The sequence below is a fragment of the Rhodovastum atsumiense genome (assembly GCF_937425535.1).
GTDB lineage: Bacteria > Pseudomonadota > Alphaproteobacteria > Acetobacterales > Acetobacteraceae > Rhodovastum > Rhodovastum atsumiense.
In genome coordinates this window covers 71,247-85,010 of the sequence record NZ_OW485604.1, presented here as the reverse complement: position 1 = coordinate 85,010, position 13,764 = coordinate 71,247, and the positions used below count along the sequence as shown (strand labels likewise).

The following is a 13,764-nucleotide window of genomic DNA, read 5'->3' as shown; positions in this document are numbered from 1 at the left end:
GCCAGTGCCGGAGGGAGGTGCCGCGAGGGCGCATCTCCCGGCGTCTTGCCCCGTTGGGAGAGATGAACAGGAGGCAGCGCATGGCCGAGACGAAGGACGGGATCAGGGTTAACCGGGCGCCGGTCCTGACGTTTTGGGCGGCCGTGGTTGCCGAGCGGCTGGGCTATAACCGGGATGCCGCGATCACGCTCGGCCGAGCTGTCGCCGGCTCGAACGCGCGGGTGAAGGCGAAGGCGCTCGGCATCGCCGAGGATCACCGGGAGGTGGGCGACCTGCGCGACGAGGCCCGCAAGCTGCAGAAGGAGAGGACGCACGCGCCGAAAGCCGTGCATCTGCTCGGCCGCGATGTGCCGGTGGTGGAGGAGAAAGGCTCCGTCCGAGCCCTCGATCACGACAAGCCAGCCGCGCCGAAGGCGGCGGCTGGCTACGTCGAGCGGGCGTTCGGGGAGGACCTGCCGGCCGTGCGGCATGCCATGGAGGAATTGGCGCGGTCCATGGAGCCGGAGGAACTGAACAGGGTCGGTTTCCGCCTGTACGAGCACTTCCGACCGGAAGTGCCGACCGGGGCCACGGGCTGGGGCGCGAAGGGTCTGCTGGACCTCCAGCGGATCAGGACCGCAGGGACCTGATCCGCGGCATCAGGGGCAGCAACCAGCCAGGCAGGTCTGGCACGGCGCGGGTGATCCGTTGCTCCGCCATCTCCAGGACCACCCGATGCACCGCGCCGGAGTTGTCGGCCAGGATCGCCCGGTCCACGATGGCCAGGGCCTCCGGAAGATTGGCGAGGCTGGCCGAATAGCGGCGCCGGATATCTGCTGGCGCGATGAAATGGCCGCCCCTGGCGGCACGCGCCCGCACGCGCTGGATGTTTAGCGCCACGGTTTCCAGGGCAACGTAGCGGAGTTCGATGTCATAGCCGGCCGCCTTGGCGGCCCGGAAGCGGCGTAGAACGGAGTGCCCTGCGAGGGTCGTCTCCAGAGAGATCGATCTGCGCGCCGCCAGACTGTGCCCGAAGAGCGTGAGCGCGGCCTTTCCGGCAGCGCGGTCAGCCGCGCGTGGGGCGGTTGGATTCAGGCTCCGGGCGATCTGGTCAGGGTCGATCACCACCTCGACCGGGTCCAGTTGGGCACCTTGGTCACGCAGGCTGCTCTTTCCCGACCCGTTCGGCCCGGCATAGACGAGCAGGCGCGTCATGCCGGATACGGGAAGTCCTCGTCCCGGAACTCGGCGATGGGTGCCAGGCGCTCGATATGGCCGTCCGGATACTCGCGGACGATCCACCCATCGGCCATATAGGTCATAACCTCGCCGCTCGCGACCCGATGGGCACGAGCGGCTTGGGCTGCCTCCTCGACCGCCTCGAAGCTGGCCCAGGCGGGACGGGGTGCGGCGGGGAGATTCTGGTCAGGCATGGCCTCCTCCATGGGGCAACAGGGGAATAGATAGTGTGTCGGGGGGCGCGCGGCGAGTTGCAGAGGCCGCTTCTCAGGCTGCCCCCCAGCCGTTAGCATCTGGTCGTTCCTGTCCCGGCTATCATTGGCGGCCAGATCTGCCTCGAACGCCTTGAGCTCGGTGGTCTTGGCCTCCAGCTCCACTGTCAGGGCGAAGGGCTCGCCCAGCCGGCGCTCGTAGCCGGGCAGCCGCGCCTTGGCCTCGGCCAGGGGCGCGCGCAGTTCCTCCAGGGAGGAGCACTTTTCCAGCCAGCCGCACACAAGCAAGAAAGCGTTGTTGCCGCTTGATCCTCGGGGGTCGCCCACATAAGGCTGATTTGGCTGCCGATCGAGACAATGGCCCCCGATCGCGGCAGCTCAGCGCTCGCATGGCGCTGACCCGGAAGGGGACCGTGACGATGCCGCCGCCCGCCTCCAGGCGGCGATGGGGAAGCCCGCGATGCCTGGCCGGAATGCCGGCAGTCCGCTGTTCCCGAGACATCATCCCCGGCGGCTGGTGCCCATCCTGGCCAGGAAAGCCTTCACATTCAGCGGAGAGGCTTGTCGCCTGCCGGCATCGGACCGTAGCAGGGACGGGCAGGACATGGAGAAAGCAATGAGCGGTTCGCAGAACACCGCCACGAATGTCGTGCGGTTCCCGATCGAACACCGGATGCATCCGACGCTCGATCTGCTTCGCGAACTGGCACCGGATGTGCGGCAGGTGCTTCAGCGTGCCGAGACGTTCGGGCTGCCTGTGCCCGACGCCATGCTGCGGCACGCGGTGGACCGGGAGACGGCCGGGCACATCCTCAACCACGTGCGCGCGGAGCCTGGTCCCGAGCGCCGACTCGCCCTGAAGGCGCTGCTGGCATCCGCGGTGGCGCCGGCGGTCGCCGCCTGCCGGGTCGCCGACGAGGCCGGTGAGGCAGCCCAGGCAGCACGGCAGCGGTTCGTGGCCATGACGGCGGCCGGCCATCATGACGCACCGGCGCAGGAGGTGGACGCTGACCGGCTTGCTCTCGACGCGGCAACGCGGCTGCTGGAGGCGCATCTCCGCTGCGAGGAGGCCGAGGGCGTCGCGCGCGCGGTCGGCTTCGCGCTGCGCAACGAGTCGTGGGTGCCATTCGATCTGGCCACAGAAACGGAGCGGCTCTGCCGCGACGGCATGATGCACGCCGACTGACCTTGTCTCGCGCAAGGCGGCTCCGCCGCGGCGGAACGCTCAGGTCAGATCGCGTTCGACGACCTCGCCGAACCCGACGCTCCGGCCGCGCGTCGGCGTCAACCAGATCGTCGGGATGCCCGGATCGACCGGCTCGTCCGCGGCGGCAAGGTCGGTCGCGTAGACGATCGCCGCCGCCTGCGGGAGGTTCGTGGCAATCCAGTCGAACGCCGGCTGGAACTTCGTGCCCCCACGGCCCTCGACCTCGATGCTGTCGAAACCCTCGCCGGGCCGCAGATCCTCGACGCGGCAGACGGCGGTGTCGCATTGGATCAGGACGATGCGGTCCGGGCTGGTCTCCTCCAGGATGCCGAGCACCTCGGCCGTATAGGCGGCGAGCTCGCGCGGGCTGATCGAGCCGGAGGTATCCAGCACGAAGGCGATCACCCCGGCGCCGCTGCGCCGCCAGCCCGGCAAATAGAGGCCATGCGGCAGAAACCGACGGTTGGGCCGTCCCCAGTCAAGCGCCTCGCGTCGTGTGCCGTCGAACACCTGGCGGAAGCGGTCACGCCAGTCGATGCGCGGCGCGCCGGCGGCGATCATCTCCACCAGCGTGCTGGGCAGCTTGCCGGCGCGCCGGGCCATGGCGGCAGCCTGCCGGATGCGCACGTCAAGATCGCGACCCGCCTGCCGCCGGCGGCTTTCCGGCAGCGGTGAGCCATCCATCTGGGTCAGGTCACGAACTTGCCCCCAGCGCGGCTCCCCGGCGGGACCGGAGGATGCCGGCGCGTCCAAAGACGTTGCTCCCGGGCCGGATGGCCCAACGTCGGGCGCGGCCGGTGCCGGGCGGGTCGGCTGCTCCTGCAGCAGCCGTTCATAGATCGCTTCCGCCGGCAGGCCGGTGAAACGGCCCGCGTGGTCGATCAGCAGATCGTCCGGCAGGACAAACCCGTCCTTGAGCAGAGTGGCGTTGATCGCGAAATCCGCGGCAATGTTCCACAGCCCCGGGAGACGCGCCCCGCGACGCAGATGGTGCTTCAACACGATGTGCAGCACCTCGTGCGCGATGACGGCGGCGGTGCGTTCGGTCCCGATCTCCGCGCACCAGCCCGGGTTGTAGAAGATCGCCCGCCCGTCGGTCGCCATGGTGTCGAGCCCGGGCTCGGCGATCCAGTCCAGGCCGAGCGCCAGGGCACCGAAGAACGGGGCACGGGCCATCAGCCGCGCCCGTGCCCGGGTGATGATGGGGGGCAGCATGCGCATGCCCCCCGTCACGCGAAGGCGCCCTGCATGCGGCGCAGGATGTCGTCGGCCTTGTCGGCGACGCTGCTGCGCAACGCGGGCGAGGCGCGCAGATCGTCGGGGTGATACGCGGTCAGGTGGTCCTCGATCTCGCGGCAGAAGCCGGCGATGCGTGGGTCATCCATCAGGTTCAGCAGCGGCGCCAGCTGCACGATGGCCCGCACGTTCTCGACCAGGCTGTCGCGGAACGGATGGCGGGTCCGGCCGTCCTCGCGGCTGAACAGGCGCAGGCGGGTGGCCATGCGCGCCACCGGCTCGCGCAGCCGCTCCAGCAGGCTGGCGACCGCGTCGTTCACCGTGCCACGCAGCGCCTCCTCGGCATTGCGGCGCACCGCGTCGATCTCGTCGGCGGCCAGCTGCACGCGGAAATCTTCGGCGCTCGGGATCGGCAGGAAGGTCAGCTTCACCCCGAAGCGCTGCCGCAGCTGTCCCTGGGTGGGGAAATCGCTGTCGCTGTAGGCGTCGCCGAGGCGCCGGCGCGCCTGCTCGCGGATGTCGGGATAGGCAGTGATGAAGGCGCTGACCGCGTCGTCGAAGCCACGGATCGGTTCCGCCATGGCTTTGGTGAAGGCCAGGTAGGCAGTTCCCTTGAGGATGCGGGTGCCGTCGTCCATCCATGGCAGGGTGCGTTCGGCGACGGCGGCACGGACGACGCGCTCGGCCGTCTGCACCGGCGCGATGGCGTCACCGAGCAGGCTCTTGTTGGCGCGGATGGCGTTCTGCTCGGCGCCCTTGCTGTCACAGAGCTCGCGGGTGATGGAGCGGTCGCGCTTCTCGCCGCTCCAGACGCGGACGCGGGTGGCAACCAGCAGGGCACGGGCCGACAGGTCGATGGCCGGCAGCAGCGCATCACGGGGAGAGATGTGCATCGGAAATCTCCTGGGATGGGAAAGCGTGTGCGGGCGCGCGTGCGGCGCCCGGCGGCACGCCGTCCGGGGCGGGGTGCTGTGGAAGCGGCGACGTTCAGCTGGCGCTGAGCAGTTCGCCATGCGCGGCGGCCCAACGCGTGTAGGCCGTGGTGAGGCGCAGCGTCTCATCGCGGGCGGTCGCGTCGAGCACGCCGGCCACGGCGAATTCCTGCTCGGGCAGCCGGTCGAGGTAGGCGATAATGGCAGCGAAGTTGCCGGGCCGGGCGTTGTAGGCCAGCGCGCCCATCAGCGCGTAGAGGGTCATCGCATCCGACGGGATCGGTGCCGTGGTGGGATCGGCGATGATCGCCTGCACATCCGGCAGGCTCTGGCAGACCTGCCGGAAGCCGGCGAAGTCGGCACCGGCAGCCTCGCCAACCGTGCCGTCGAGGCACTCGCGGCGCAGCGCCTCGGGCAGGTCGAGGCCGAGCACCTGGCTGCCCATCTCCCACGAGCGTGGCGTCGGGTAGGCATTCGAGGTAGCGCAGAACCGGTGATGGTACTCGGCGGCGCGGAAGCGGTTGTAGGCGATCAGCATCGGGTCGAGCCCCTTGCGGCTCGCCCACTGCGCCCAGGCATTGGCATCCGCCTCGATGGTCAGGTGCAGCAGGCGATTGCGCAGGTGCGAGGGCATGGCGCTGGTGCCGGCGCGGTTGTGCTGGAAGTTGCCGGCGCAGACCACCATCCAGCTGCGCGGGAGGTGATGCTCGCCGATGCGGTGCTCGCGCACCAGCGTGGCACCGATGTTCATGTTGGCGACGCCGGCCTGTGGCAGTTCGTCGAGGAACAGGATGCCCTGGCCGCTGTCGGGCAACCAGTCCGGCCGGCAACGGATGGCGCGGCCGTTCTCCACCCACGGCATGCCGCCGAGTTCAGCCGGATCGCGGGTCGCCAGGTCGGCCTGGATCACCTGCCAGCCGAGCGTGGCGGCGACCGCCTCGACGATGGTGGTCTTGCCGAGGCCGGGATCACCCCAGGCCATCGGAATGAGGAAGCTGGTCACCGGCGCGCCGGCCTCGGCGAGGCGTTGGTTGTGCCGCAGGATCTCCAGCAGCACGGTTTCAAATTCGGCGAGCTTCATCTTGCGTCTCTTCCAGGATCGGGGCTGAACACCCCTCGCAAGCCGCCGGCCGCTCCCGGCGGGCCAGCGCGCGCGCAGCGCGGGACCGCAGCCACGCGCAGCCGGCGCGCAGCACCCGGCGAGCATGGCGAGGACCCACCGCTTGCCCGTCCGGGGGCGGCGCGGTGGCATGTCCTCCGTTTCCGTCCTGGTTTCCGGTTATCTGGCACTGCTGTTTCTCAGCACGTCGTTCCAGTCTCCCCGCACCGGCCGCAGCCGGCTGCACCGCACGCCGGAAGCAGCCGCGATGTCCGCGATGCGCACGGCGTAGCAGTCTCCGGCCGTATCGGCGTCGGTCGCGGCGACGATCTCGGCGCCGGTCGTGGCTGTGGCGAGCGTGGCGATCAGGCGTTCGGTCGCCGGCCCGATGCCGCCGCCGGTGCTGGCGTAGAGACTACCCGGAGCGAAATCTTCGAGCGTGGCCAGGCTGAGCGCGTCGATCGCCGCCTCCGTGAGGACGACGCGCGCCGGCGCCACGGCGCCGATGGCGAACAGGGTCTTGCTGCCGCCGGTCGCGAAGCCGCGCCAGTGCGGACCGCGCATCTCCCAGCCGGCGATGCCGCCGGCACCATCGCGGTGCAGCGCCCACAGGCTGGCCGCCGGTCCTTCGCGCAGCAGATCGGCAGCGATGGCGTGGCCGAGAGTGGCGTCGGGCAGGCCACGAACCTCAGTGAGGTAGCGCCAGCACGGCGAGCCGGGACGCGGCGGACGCCGACACTGCCAACGTTGCGCCAATGGTAACGATGCGCCGGTTGGTCGGCCCGGCAGGGCTGCCGACGCTGCCACGGCGACACCGGCCAGCGATCGCAGGATCACGCAGGCGTCGCGGAAACTGCCGCCCCAGAGGTATTGCGCCAAGGCAAACACGTCGCCCTTGGCCGGGGAGAGCGGATCGAACCAGCCCTGACCGCCATGTGTCACGATGACGATCCGGCCAGCGCCGCAGCGGTATTTCACCGCGCGGCGCGTGCTTTCCCGGATGTCCATCCGCCATCCCGCGTGTTCAAGCACGGCGCGGCAATCCACCCGCACGCGCAATGCCGCGATCTCCGCGTCGTCGGTCCGCATCGTCCTGCTCCTGTCCACCGGGGCGCCACAGAGCAGGGGCGAATGCCTGTCCTGACGCGGCGCCGGATGGTGCCCGCAGGCCGCGAAGCCGGACCGGGGCAAGGGCGCGCCGCACCGCCGGCGCGGGACCGCAGGGCCGCATCCTTGCCGCGGGCCAGGCGCAAGCGGCAGAGATCTCACCGCCAGTCGCAGATCATCACTTTATCAAAGACTTGAAGCGGCCCGTGAGGCCCAGGGATGGCTCAGTCGTGAATGAAATTCAGGAAAATACGGTATTGTGATCGAAATTCCGTCGCGGTGATAGCGTCGCAGCGGCAAGCGTGATACGCAAATTCAGATAAACAGCCACTTTATGAATGATTTTCCGTCACGATGAATGAAATTCCGGAGGCCGATGACTCTCCTGCAGCCGGAGAGGAGATGTTGCCCCTGCCGATGCGGGTGACGTCCGTGCTGGGGCACGTCGTGCCGAACGGCGCCCGCCCGCTCGGCTACGCCGCCTTGGCCGCAGCCTACGGGCTGGATGCCCCGGCCCCGGACAGGCTGTTTGCCGCCGGTGAGCGCCATACCCTGCGGACCGAAGGCCGCTGGTCGGTGCTGACGCCGCGCTACCAACCACCGGCAGACACCCTGGTCTCCCACCTTGGCTTCGCGCTACGCCACGAAGCGATCGACCTGGGGCTACTGGCAGCACTGTTCCGCCGTCCCGAAGCTCGGCGGGCCATCACCGCCTGGGTGCGGCGGCAGCCAACCGGCCGGCATCCGCGCCGCGCCTGGTTCCTCTACGAGTGGCTGACCGGCGAGCAACTCGATCTGCCGCCGGCGCCAAGGGTAACCGCCGCGGATGTGCTCGACCCCGCGCATCAGTTCGCGATCTCCGGCGAGGTGGTGCCGCGCTACCGGGTGCGCAACAACCTGCCGGGGACGCCAGCCTTTTGCCCACTGGTCCGATTGTCCCCGGACCTGGTGACGATGCGCGCCAGCGACCTCGCCGAGGAAGCACGCGCCGTCGTCCGGCGCACCGCCCCCGACCTGATGGCGCGCGCCGCCGCCTTTCTGCTGCTGCTGGACAGCAAGGCGTCCTACGTGATCGAAGGCGAGCGCCCGCCGCAGGACCGCATCCAACGTTGGGGCCAGGCGCTTGGCGAAGCCGGACGGACCGTGCTCGACACGGACGAACTGCTGCGCCTGCAGCGCCTGGTGATCGGCCGCGACACACGCTTCCTGCGTCTCGGCTGGCGTAGCCTGGGCGGTTTCATCGGCGCGCGCGACCGCGACAGCAACGCACCGTTGCCAGACCATGTGAGCGCCAGGCCCGAGGATCTCGCCGTGCTGATCGACGGCCTGCTCGCCTTCGCCGCCCGGAGTGAGGCCGGCGTGCTGGACCCGATCGTGTCGGCTGCCTGTCTGGCCTTCGGCTTCGTCTTCATCCATCCTTTCGAGGACGGCAACGGACGCATCCATCGCTGGTTGCTGCATCACGTGCTGGCGCGGCGCGGCTTCAATCCGCCGGGCATCAGCTTCCCGGTCTCGGCCGTGTTCCTGGCGCGGATCGAGGCATACCGGGCGGTGCTGGAGCATTTCTCCCGCCCGCGCCTGGCGCTGACGGAATGGGAGACGACCCCCGACTTCAACGTGCGTGTGTTGAACGAAACGCGGGATCTGTTCCGGTTCTTCGATGCCACCCGGCAGGCGGAATTCCTGGCGTCCTCCGTCGTCGAGACGGTACGGACGATCCTGCCACGCGAGGTGGAGTATCTCCGCCGCTACGATCTGTCCAAAGTCCGCATCCAGAATTTCCTGGAGATGCCCGATTCACGTTTCGATCTGATGATTGGCTTTCTCCGGCAGAACGGGGGCCGGTTCTCCCGGCGCGCTCGCACCAACGAATTCGCGGCTCTGACCGACGTCGAGGTGCTGGCGATCGAAGGGATCTATGCCGATCTCCTCCTCGATCATGGGTAGGGAGCCACCTCACCCGGGATTGGTCGGGAGCAAATCACCTGAGGCAATAGGTTAACCGCTCGAGAGCATTTCAGGTAAGGCAATGCGCGCCCCTTGAAGCTTGCCACCGTCAGGCCCTAGTGTCCTGATCGCGAAATTTCTCAGATCTGGGTTGTGCGCTGGCAAAAACGCTTGATGGCCGCAAGGATATCGTCGGCGGACTTGATCCAGCGGAAAGGTTTGGGATCGGCGTTATGGGCGTCGATAAAGGCGTGAATGTCGCTCTCCAGTTGCTGGGTGGACCGGTGGACACCACGCCTGATCTGCTTGTCGGTCAGCAGGGCGAAGAACCGCTCGACCTGGTTGATCCAGGACGCACCGGTTGGCGTGAAGTGGACATGCCAGCGGGGGCGCTTGGCCAGCCAGTCCCGGATCAGCTTGGTCTTATGGGTGGCGTAGTTGTCCATGACCAGATGGATATCGAGGTCAGCGGGCACGTTGGCCTCGATCTGGTCAAGGAACTTCCGAAACTCGCTGGAGCGGTGCTTCGGGTAACAGCGGCCGATCACCGTGCTGGTGGCGATGTCGAGCGTGGCGAACAGCGAGGTGGTGCCGTGCCTGGTGTAGTCGTGGGTGCGGCGTTCCGCCTGCCCCGGGCGCATCGGCAACAGCGGCTGGGTGCGGTCGAGCGCCTGGATCTGCGATTTCTCATCGACGCAGAGTACCAAAGCCCGATCGGGCGGCACCAGATAAAGCCCGACGATGTCGCGGACCTTTTCCACAAAGAGCGGGTCGGTTGAGAGCTTGAAGGTCTCGCTCCGGTGTGGCTGCAGTCCAAAGGCCCGCCAGATGCGGTGGATGGTCGACGGCGCGTAGCCCACCGCCTTTGCCATCGAGCGCAGCGACCAGTGCGTGGCATCGGACGGCGTCGCTTCCAGGGTCAGCCGAATGGTCTCGGCAATCGCGTCATCGCCGATCTTGCGCGGCGTCCCGGGCCTCGGCTCGTCCAGCAGCCCATCCAGCCGATGCGCAGCGAAGCGGCGCCGCCACTTCGAGACCGTGTTGGCATCCGCACCCACTTCAGCGCAGATCGCCTTGTTCTCTCGCCCCGCCGCCGCGGCGAGCACAATGCGTGCCCGCCGTGCCATCGCCTGTCCGGTCTTGTGCGCCCGCGCCAGCGATTCCAACTCCCGCCGCTCCGCCGCCGTCAACTCGATCGCTACCGCAGCCTTGCCCATCACCACATTCCTACGACTATCACCATAATCGTAGGAATTTCGCGATCAGGACACTAGGTTCTGTTGCAAACTCGGTGAACAGGTCGAGCGCTTCCTTGGACGAACTGAGATTCAGGCGGCGATGTCGAACAAGCTGGCGATGAAGACAGCCTGGGCCTTCATGTCCCGACCGTCGATCCTGCGAACCTGCCCTTTCCTCATCATCGCCATTGCCTCGTAGCCCGCCAACGTTCGTCGTGCTGTTCGGAAACTGCCGAAGCCAAGCCCAGGCTCCGTCAGCCGTTTGATCCGCCGATGATCCTGTTCGACGATGTTGTTGAGGTATTTGCACTGCCGCAGTCGGGTTCGCCGCCACAGCTCGGCATCGCTCTTCATCTCGGTGACGGCCTTCGGATAGGCGGCGTTCCTGTCGACGGTGATCGTACGCGGGTTCACGGTATGCGGCTGACCGAGGGCCTTGCGGAAGAATCGCTTCGCTGCCGCCGCATCCCGTTTCGCAGAGAGCAGGAAGTCGATGGTCTGGCCCCGGCTGTCGACCGCGCGATAGAGGTATGTCCAGCTACCTTTGACCTTCAGGTAGGTTTCGTCGACCCGCCAGGAACCGGTGCACGGGCGCAGATACGGCCGCAGCCGCTTTTCGAGTTCGGGCGCATAAGCCTGGATCCAGCAGAAAATGGTGGTGTCGTCGACCTCAACGGCACGATCCGCCAGCATCAACTCGAGGTCGCGATAGCTCACTGGAAACATCAAGTACCAGCGCACCGCCCAGAGAATTACGTCGGCCGTGAAATGCCGCCCCTTGAAACGTGCCACCACCAGCTCCTCAGCTTCCTTCGCCGCCAGCGATCATACCCCGTTCCAATCGCGCCGGGAATTTGCAACGGAACCGCCGCGAGCGCGGTGTCGGTTCGCGGGAAGGGAAGCGTTCCGGCACCGCCGAGGATGGCGATTTTTGCTTGCCGAGGTCCGTTCCGGACGGCGGGGAACAGACACAGGGCCACGCCCTGCCGGGCGCGGCTCAACTGTCCATCTTGGCGGTGAGCAGCGCCTCGATGCGGCCGACCAGCATTTCGACCGTGATGGGCTTACGCAGCAGGGAGAAGGTGCCGCTCAACGCTCCATCAACGGCAAGCTGGGCGCTGTCCCCGGCATAGCCGGTCAGCAGGATGGCGGGCAGGCCCGGCAGCCTGGTCTGCGCTTCGCGGATGAGCACCAAACCGTTGATGCCAGGCATGGAAAAGTCGGACACCAGGAGGTCGACGACCTCGCCCGCTTCAAGGAGCGCGAGAGCCTCGACCCCGCTCTCCGCCGTCAGGACTGCGAAACCGGTGTCCTCGAGGGTGGCGGCCATGGTCTCCCGCACCATGCTGTCGTCGTCCACAACCATCACCCGGCGAACCTCATCGGACGGGCGTCTGTCACTCCTGGGCACACCTTCGGACGGTGCCAGCACCACTGCCTCCGCCGTCGGCAGCCAGAGGGTCACCGTGGTGCCGCGACCAGGCTCGCTGTCGATGGCCAGGGCGCCACCGGACTGCTCTGCGAAGCCTTTGGCCATGGACAGGCCGAGGCCGGTGCCACGCTCCCGCGGCTTGGTCGTGAAGAACGGCTCGATTGCCCGCGCCTGCGTGGCCTGGTCCATGCCGATCCCGGTGTCGGCGATCTCGATGCGGACGTAGCAGCCAAGCTTGAGGTCGGCGCGATGAGAACTGTCATCTGCCACCTCCTCCGCTTTCGCGGTGAGAGTGAGGATTCCTCCGCCCGGCATGGCGTCCCGGGCATTGGTGGCGAGGTTCATCAGGACCCGCATGAGTTGGTTGCGGTCAGCCAGCAGGACGGGCAGCCGCTGGTCGATGCGGGCGCGCACAGGCACTTTGGTCCCCAGGATGTTGACCAGCATCTCCCGGAACGTGTCCAGGAGCGCGGCTGGCTCGATCCGCTCGGCGCGCAACTCATCCCGGCGCGCGAAGGCAAGCAGCTGGCGGGTCACGGCGCTCCCCCGTTCGGCCGCGCTGGCCACCACGCGTGCGAAGCGCCGCACACTCTCGGCGTCGGCGGCACGGCGCTCGATTACCGAGATGCCGCCCTGGACCGCCTGGAGCACGTTGTTGAAGTCATGCGCGATGCCGCCGGCGAGATGGCCGAGCGCGTGCAGCCGCTCGCCCTGGGCGGCGCGCGTCTGTTCTTCCCGCCGTGCCGTCACTTCCCCGCGCACCCGGTCCTCGCCCTGGCGGTTCAGCGTCGCCAGGGCGGCCTCCGATTGGCGCAGCGCGGTCACGTCGGTCAGCGCTTCCAGGATCGCCGGCGGACGCCCGCCGGCTCCCCGCCGGAGCACCTTGTGGGCGCAGACGATGATTTCCTTTCCGTCCTTCGTCCGGTGGCGCAGGTCACCCGTCCACTCGCCGTCGCGCTCCAGCGCGGCCTCGATGTCGCGAAGGGAAATGGGAAACCTGGTTTGAAGGAGGTCGTGCGAGATCCGTCCCACTGCCTCCGCCGCCGTCCACCCGTAAAGGCGGACGCATCCTTCCGACCAGGACCGGATGGCCCCAGTCATGTCCCGCGTCATGTACGCTCCAAGGCCGAGCGTCTCCAGCAGGTCGCGCAGGTGGGCGCGCTCCGCCGCGAGGGTGGCCACCGTGCGGCGGTCGTCGGTGACGTCGCGGCTGATGCCGACGAGGCCAACCACCTCGCCCGTGGCGGGATCACGCAACGGCGCCCTGGTGGACTGCCATACGCGCGTCTCACCCCGGCGGGCATCCGGCACCTCTTCTTCCGTTGCCTCCGCTTCACCGCGTGCCAGGATGCGCTGGTCGGCCTCCATGATCGCCAGGGCTTTCACAGGCTCGGCCAGGTACTCGGCGGCCGTGTGGCAGATCACCTCGTCCGCCGGACGGCCGATCACGGCCATGGTCGCGGGGTTGGCGTAAAGCATCCGCCCCGCGTGATCCTTGGCGTAGATCGGATCCGGCATTAACTCGCCGATGAAGTGGAGCAGGTTCGCCCGATCAGGCAACGGAATCGGCGCCGCACACGGCTGCATCGTCTGCCCTGGCGCACTGAGCTGCTCTGCTGATCCGGCCGGAGTTGTGCCAGATGTGCGTTGCCGCCGACCAAAGATATTCCACATCGGTCGTTCCCCCTTGATTTAAGAGGTGCATTACATGTGGCGGTGTGGAGTTGATATAAGATAAGGAGCGGAGTTATCAAAGTTGTGAAGCCAAGTCATTGATTAGAATTTTGGGATAAACGCGTCCAAAAAACCGAATTTATTGCCAATATTCAGGGTCACGGCAATCGCAGTCCGGCAGGCCGAGGCCGGGAAAACCGAGCGCGGCGGCGATGACGTTGGCATCAGCCTCTCGGCCTTGATGGCGTCCGAGTGTCCGCATGGCCTCGTTCGACCCGCTCCTCACGGTCAAGGGAGGCGAAAAGCCTTTCGGCGTCAGCCTCCGTGAGTCGGGTGCGCCGCATGGACAGGATTCTGTCCACGGCGGCTTGGAACGCCGCCATTGAAACGAACTCCGAGGCGTCGGTGCCGGACAGCGCCAAAACCGCCCCCCGGCCCCATCTCATCCTGGAACTCCGCGAG

The 13,764-nt window shown here is 67.8% G+C and carries 13 protein-coding genes; 3 read left to right on the top strand and 10 right to left on the bottom strand.

Annotated elements, in window-relative coordinates; all coding sequences use genetic code 11:
* The first annotated feature begins 80 nt into the window (after positions 1-80).
* Positions 81-629 carry a hypothetical protein gene (locus NBY65_RS31245; RefSeq protein ID WP_250266023.1) on the top strand — a complete coding sequence of 183 codons (549 nt, stop codon included), beginning with the start codon at positions 81-83 and terminating at the stop codon, positions 627-629.
* Here NBY65_RS31245 and NBY65_RS31240 read toward each other — a convergent pair.
* Positions 610-1,194, bottom strand: a complete 585-nt coding sequence (locus tag NBY65_RS31240; protein WP_150045859.1) for an AAA family ATPase — start codon at positions 1,192-1,194, stop codon at positions 610-612. The two genes, NBY65_RS31245 and NBY65_RS31240, sit on opposite strands and share 20 nt — an antisense overlap.
* Entirely contained in the window at positions 1,191-1,757 is a 567-nt protein-coding gene (locus NBY65_RS31235) for a hypothetical protein (RefSeq protein ID WP_239003306.1), read from the bottom strand. The genes NBY65_RS31240 and NBY65_RS31235 overlap by 4 nt, the downstream gene beginning before the upstream one ends.
* Positions 1,758-2,046: 289 nt before the next feature.
* On the opposite strand from NBY65_RS31235, the gene NBY65_RS31230 reads away from it, so the two are divergent.
* Positions 2,047-2,616, top strand: coding sequence for a hypothetical protein (locus NBY65_RS31230; RefSeq protein ID WP_150045883.1), 570 nt, complete (start codon positions 2,047-2,049; stop codon positions 2,614-2,616).
* A 39-nt stretch (positions 2,617-2,655) separates the two neighbouring features.
* On the opposite strand, the gene NBY65_RS31225 is transcribed toward NBY65_RS31230, so the two are convergent.
* The 4 genes from NBY65_RS31225 to NBY65_RS31210 form a co-directional block, all read right to left on the bottom strand.
* Positions 2,656-3,852, bottom strand: a complete 1,197-nt coding sequence (locus tag NBY65_RS31225; protein ID WP_162530850.1) for a vWA domain-containing protein — start codon at positions 3,850-3,852, stop codon at positions 2,656-2,658.
* A 14-nt stretch (positions 3,853-3,866) separates the two neighbouring features.
* The gene (locus NBY65_RS31220; protein ID WP_150045160.1) at positions 3,867-4,766 is read right to left on the bottom strand and encodes a hypothetical protein; all 900 of its coding nucleotides are present in this window, start codon (positions 4,764-4,766) and stop codon (positions 3,867-3,869) included.
* Positions 4,767-4,860: 94 nt separating this feature from the next.
* The gene (locus tag NBY65_RS31215) at positions 4,861-5,886 is read right to left on the bottom strand and encodes an AAA family ATPase (protein ID WP_162530851.1); all 1,026 of its coding nucleotides are present in this window, start codon (positions 5,884-5,886) and stop codon (positions 4,861-4,863) included.
* A gap of 198 nt (positions 5,887-6,084) precedes the next feature.
* The gene (locus NBY65_RS31210) at positions 6,085-6,993 is read right to left on the bottom strand and encodes a DUF3991 and toprim domain-containing protein (protein WP_150045162.1); all 909 of its coding nucleotides are present in this window, start codon (positions 6,991-6,993) and stop codon (positions 6,085-6,087) included.
* 420 nt (positions 6,994-7,413) lie between these two features.
* On the opposite strand from NBY65_RS31210, the gene NBY65_RS31205 reads away from it, so the two are divergent.
* Positions 7,414-8,958, top strand: coding sequence for a Fic family protein (locus NBY65_RS31205; RefSeq protein ID WP_150045163.1), 1,545 nt, complete (start codon positions 7,414-7,416; stop codon positions 8,956-8,958).
* A gap of 140 nt (positions 8,959-9,098) precedes the next feature.
* Here the strand turns inward: NBY65_RS31205 and NBY65_RS31200 are convergent, their stop codons facing one another.
* The 4 genes from NBY65_RS31200 to NBY65_RS34220 all read right to left on the bottom strand — a co-directional run bounded on the left by NBY65_RS31200 (position 9,099) and on the right by NBY65_RS34220 (position 13,748).
* Complete coding sequence (locus NBY65_RS31200; RefSeq protein ID WP_150045164.1) at positions 9,099-10,175, bottom strand: IS630 family transposase; 1,077 nt, start codon at positions 10,173-10,175, stop codon at positions 9,099-9,101.
* 111 nt (positions 10,176-10,286) lie between these two features.
* Positions 10,287-10,988, bottom strand: a complete 702-nt coding sequence (locus NBY65_RS31195; protein WP_239003150.1) for an IS6 family transposase — start codon at positions 10,986-10,988, stop codon at positions 10,287-10,289.
* 205 nt (positions 10,989-11,193) lie between these two features.
* Positions 11,194-13,302 carry a PAS domain-containing protein gene (locus NBY65_RS31190; protein WP_150045166.1) on the bottom strand — a complete coding sequence of 703 codons (2,109 nt, stop codon included), beginning with the start codon at positions 13,300-13,302 and terminating at the stop codon, positions 11,194-11,196.
* A gap of 224 nt (positions 13,303-13,526) precedes the next feature.
* Positions 13,527-13,748, bottom strand: coding sequence for a type II toxin -antitoxin system TacA 1-like antitoxin (locus tag NBY65_RS34220; RefSeq protein WP_150045167.1), 222 nt, complete (start codon positions 13,746-13,748; stop codon positions 13,527-13,529).
* Positions 13,749-13,764 lie beyond the last annotated feature (16 nt).

Coding starts and splice junctions, on each gene's coding strand:
- NBY65_RS31245 (WP_250266023.1), top strand. CDS start 81: ATGGCCGAGACGAAGGACGGGATCAGGGTTAACCGGGCGCCGGTCCTG.
- NBY65_RS31240 (WP_150045859.1), bottom strand. CDS start 1,194: ATGACGCGCCTGCTCGTCTATGCCGGGCCGAACGGGTCGGGAAAGAGC.
- NBY65_RS31230 (WP_150045883.1), top strand. CDS start 2,047: ATGAGCGGTTCGCAGAACACCGCCACGAATGTCGTGCGGTTCCCGATC.
- NBY65_RS31225 (WP_162530850.1), bottom strand. CDS start 3,852: ATGCTGCCCCCCATCATCACCCGGGCACGGGCGCGGCTGATGGCCCGT.
- NBY65_RS31220 (WP_150045160.1), bottom strand. CDS start 4,766: ATGCACATCTCTCCCCGTGATGCGCTGCTGCCGGCCATCGACCTGTCG.
- NBY65_RS31215 (WP_162530851.1), bottom strand. CDS start 5,886: ATGAAGCTCGCCGAATTTGAAACCGTGCTGCTGGAGATCCTGCGGCAC.
- NBY65_RS31210 (WP_150045162.1), bottom strand. CDS start 6,993: ATGCGGACCGACGACGCGGAGATCGCGGCATTGCGCGTGCGGGTGGAT.
- NBY65_RS31205 (WP_150045163.1), top strand. CDS start 7,414: ATGTTGCCCCTGCCGATGCGGGTGACGTCCGTGCTGGGGCACGTCGTG.
- NBY65_RS31200 (WP_150045164.1), bottom strand. CDS start 10,175: ATGGGCAAGGCTGCGGTAGCGATCGAGTTGACGGCGGCGGAGCGGCGG.
- NBY65_RS31190 (WP_150045166.1), bottom strand. CDS start 13,302: ATGTGGAATATCTTTGGTCGGCGGCAACGCACATCTGGCACAACTCCG.
- NBY65_RS34220 (WP_150045167.1), bottom strand. CDS start 13,748: ATGAGATGGGGCCGGGGGGCGGTTTTGGCGCTGTCCGGCACCGACGCC.